Raw genomic sequence first — 3,561 nt, forward strand, 5'->3', positions numbered from 1 at the left:
CGCAATAAACGCCATGCCGACAAAATGATAGGCGTGCAGGGTTTCATTGAGAAACAGCCCGCCGAGCACAATGGCCGAAACCGGGATCAGCAGTGTCACCAACAGCAGGTTGGTGGCACCCGCAGATTCAAGCAATTTGAAGTACAGCACATATGCCAAGGCGGTAGATAGGACCGCCAGCCCGAGCAGTGCAGCCCAGGTTTTGATGCTTGGGGCGCTAATATCGAATGGACCGTCATATAGCATAGCGATAGGGATCATAATCACCGTTGATGCGGTGACCTGACCTGCTGCTGTGATCAATGGATTCACCGCCATCTTTTTGAAACGGCGACCATACACACCGGCAAACGCATACGACAGCGCTGCCACGAGTATGGCTACTTGAGCAATAATACTGGTTCCCTCATCTCCCGTGCCGACTTCGGGCAGTCCGATCATAACGGCAACACCGAAGAAACCGATGACGACACCGATCAGTTTCGATACGGTTGCGCGCTCGTCTACCAAAACCATGCCTGCCACAATGACTGTAAACAGCTGTGTTGTGGCATTAAGAATGGAGGCCAGGCCCGAGGCAATCTGTGTTTGTCCCCACACGATCAGTACAAAGGGGATGACATTGTTCAGCAAACCCATACCCAGAAACGCAAACCAGATCCGTGGGCATTTGGGGATAGTGAGCCTCATTACGAGAGCAATGCTCCATAACGCTGCCGCTGCAATACCGACGCGCAGGGCCACTAGCGTCAGAGGTGGTAGTTCGGTGACGGCCACGCCGACGAAGAAGAATGACCCGCCCCATAAGACAGACAGCGCAATGAGGATGATCCATTCACGCAAGTTCATTGAAGTATTGATCGATAGCGTCACTGTAGTTTCCACTCGTGTATAAAAGCATGTCGGTCAATGTATCGGGGCAGTCGTGCAGCAGCCACCCGATTCTTGCACGCTTTTCATTTGAGTCGTTAAGCGGTTTTTTACAGTGGACTGCAGTGTGTGCAAGATTCGGGTGGTGCCAGATTGGAAAATAGTTTGTGATGGTCAGTATGAGCTTAGAAATCGGAGACGGTGGGGTGTCTATACCATCAATACACGACATGAAGGAAGCGGTCAGGAGCAGAGATGCGGCTCAAGACGGTCAGTTTTTCTACGGTGTGGTGACGACGGGTATTGTGTGCAAGCCATCATGTTCATCACGTGCCGCAAAACCAGAAAATCTGCGGTTTTTTGCGGACATGGATGCAGCGATCCTCGCGGGATTCAGACCGTGTAAACGTTGTCGGCCAGCGTGAACACGGGAGACAGTCACCACTTCAGCGTAGGATGAGGCGAGGTCCATCAATAACGACTTTGCTCCGCCGGCTTTGCAGCAATGTATAGGCACCGCTGACCACGACTAGTAGACCGCCGAGCAATGTCATCGCATCGGGTTCTTCATTAAAAATCAGCATGCCCAGAATCAACGCGAATAATAAACGGGTATAACGGAACGGGGTGACGACGGAGACATCGCCGGTGCGCATTGCGATGGTTAGGGAGTAGTAGGCGATCACGCCAAACACGACAGAACCCAGTATGAGCCACGCGGCATTTGGGTCAGCGATTAGTGTGTATACATCCAGCGCCTCAAAGCCAAACAGATCACCGAACAGCTGAAGCACGATACCGGTAGGTATCAGGACGAAGAAGCCATAGACGCCCAGCTGCATATTGGAGAGAACCGGCGGAGCGGCACGGGTGGCCAGATCACGTCCGGCAAACCCTAGCGTGCAGATAACGGCAAAGATAGATGCTGGGTTAAAGCCATCCAGTCCCGGACGCACGATCATCAGGACACCCACAAACCCTATCAGGATGGCGAGCCATCGCTTAAAGCCGACATGTTCCCCAAAGAGCAGTGCCGCACCGATCACCACCACCAGCGGGGTTGCTTGCAGAATCGCCGAGGCACTGGATAGCGGGGTTAGGATGATCGCCAACGCAAAGCAGAGGCGGCCGACCACTTCACAGGCGGCTCTGATCAAAATAGGACGGGAAAGCACCGCACGGTTAAATACCTTTTCGCCCCGGCGCCATGTTAGTCCGATAAAGATCAACATGCCGCCCAGACCAAACAGGGTGAGCACAACACCCAGCGGGGCGAATCCCGCCGCTGCCTTAATGAACATATCTTCGACGGCAAAGGCTGCCATTGCCAAGATCATAAAGATACTGCCGCGGGTGTTATCCAACGTGTGTTGTCTCCTTGTGACCGAACGTTCGTCCAGCCAAGTGTGTTATTCAGTGGTGTACTATTTTGCGATGCGCTGCTGGAACGGCGTTCTTGGGGTTTCGACATCACCCTGATAACTCTGTCCGGTTCCGCTGGCCAGTGCAACGGCGTGTTGCAGATCTTCAGTGCGGGAAAATGCCACACTGTTAAATCCACATCGCAGTAGATAAGGCACCTGATCCGGTAAAATCGCACCCATTGCCCTTAACTCGCCGCTGAATTTGTAATCTTCACGGAGCAACGACGCGGTTGAAAAGCCGGAGCCATCGGTGAAACTACTGAACTGGATAGCGATCAACGGCACCCGATCAATCACCTCTGCGAGAGATTCTAAATCGGCATCTGTTCCGATTGTAATACCGGGGCAACTCTCGAACCCGCTGAAGTCGTTCGCGAAGCGCAGCCAGATGTCGGTTGGCAGTATATAGTGGACCTCAGATTCAGGTGTAAAGTCAGCGCCAATCTGCGCATCCAGATGTGACCAGTGATCATCTTGAATGACACCGTTTTTAAAGACCTGTTGCATATACACGCTCCTTAAACGGGGCTTTGCCCAGACGCTGATAGGTTGTGGTAAAGGTTTCGGTGGCGCTTGAACGTGCCTCTAAATACACCTCAATGATGCGCTCGACAGCAGGTGCGACCTTATCGTGTGGGAGCGACGGCCCCAGTACTTTCCCAATGCCTGATTGCCTGCCTGTTTGTCCGCCTAGGGTGATTTGGTAAAACTCCTGACCGTTCTTATCCACCCCCAGAATGCCTATATTGGCGATATGGTGATGGGCGCAGGCGTTGATGCAGCCGGATATGCGCAGGCTCAAATCGCCGAGCGCGTAGAGCCGGTCCAGATCTTCAAAACGTTGCTGAATCGCTGCGTTAACCGATAGAGAACGGGCATTTGCCAAATTACAGAAATCTCCGCCCGGGCAGCACACCGTATCGATCAAGGTACCCACGGTCGGTGTCGCCAAATTCAGTCGGTTGATCTCATGCCAGAGGTTAAACAGGTCCGTGCGTTTCACATCGGTTAGCACGATGTTTTGCTGCTGTGTGGTGCGTACTTCGCCGAACGAGTAACGGTCAGCCAGTTCTGCGATACTTTCCAGCTGCTCGGTTGTTATATCACCGGGGGCTTGTCCGAAGTATTTCAGAGACAACGTGACGATACGGTAGCCGTGTTGTTTGTGCGGCCGTACATTGCGCTCAATCCAGCGGTGGTATGACTCGGGGGCCGAAATCGGGACCGGTAAATCGCTGTCTGCTTCGAATGTTTCATAATCCGGTGC

4 protein-coding genes and 1 pseudogene are annotated in these 3,561 nt (G+C 53.1%); 1 reads left to right on the forward strand and 4 read right to left on the reverse strand.

The features are described 5' to 3' along the window. On the reverse strand, window positions 1-873 hold an 873-nt coding region (locus ABYW01_RS16845), incomplete at its 3' end, for a DMT family transporter (protein WP_372834937.1). A 227-nt stretch (window positions 874-1,100) separates the two neighbouring features. On the opposite strand from ABYW01_RS16845, the gene ABYW01_RS16850 reads away from it, so the two are divergent. Further along, window positions 1,101-1,295, forward strand: a complete 195-nt coding sequence (locus ABYW01_RS16850) for an Ada metal-binding domain-containing protein (RefSeq protein WP_372834944.1) — start codon at window positions 1,101-1,103, stop codon at window positions 1,293-1,295. Window positions 1,296-1,316: 21 nt separating this feature from the next. Here ABYW01_RS16850 and ABYW01_RS16855 read toward each other — a convergent pair whose 3' ends face one another. The 3 genes and pseudogenes from ABYW01_RS16855 to ABYW01_RS16865 all read right to left on the reverse strand — a co-directional run. Then, window positions 1,317-2,234 (reverse strand): DMT family transporter, encoded by a 918-nt coding sequence (locus tag ABYW01_RS16855; protein WP_372834940.1) that lies wholly within the window; start codon window positions 2,232-2,234, stop codon window positions 1,317-1,319. Window positions 2,235-2,294: 60 nt separating this feature from the next. Further along, complete coding sequence (locus ABYW01_RS16860) at window positions 2,295-2,801, reverse strand: DUF934 domain-containing protein (protein ID WP_372834942.1); 507 nt, start codon at window positions 2,799-2,801, stop codon at window positions 2,295-2,297. Further along, a pseudogene (locus ABYW01_RS16865) lies at window positions 2,785-3,561 on the reverse strand (nitrite/sulfite reductase); the annotation flags it as partial. The gene ABYW01_RS16860 and the pseudogene ABYW01_RS16865, both read right to left, overlap by 17 nt.

Origin of the sequence: Pontibacterium sp., assembly GCF_041587635.1 — a bacterium.
Lineage (GTDB): Bacteria > Pseudomonadota > Gammaproteobacteria > Pseudomonadales > Balneatricaceae > Pontibacterium.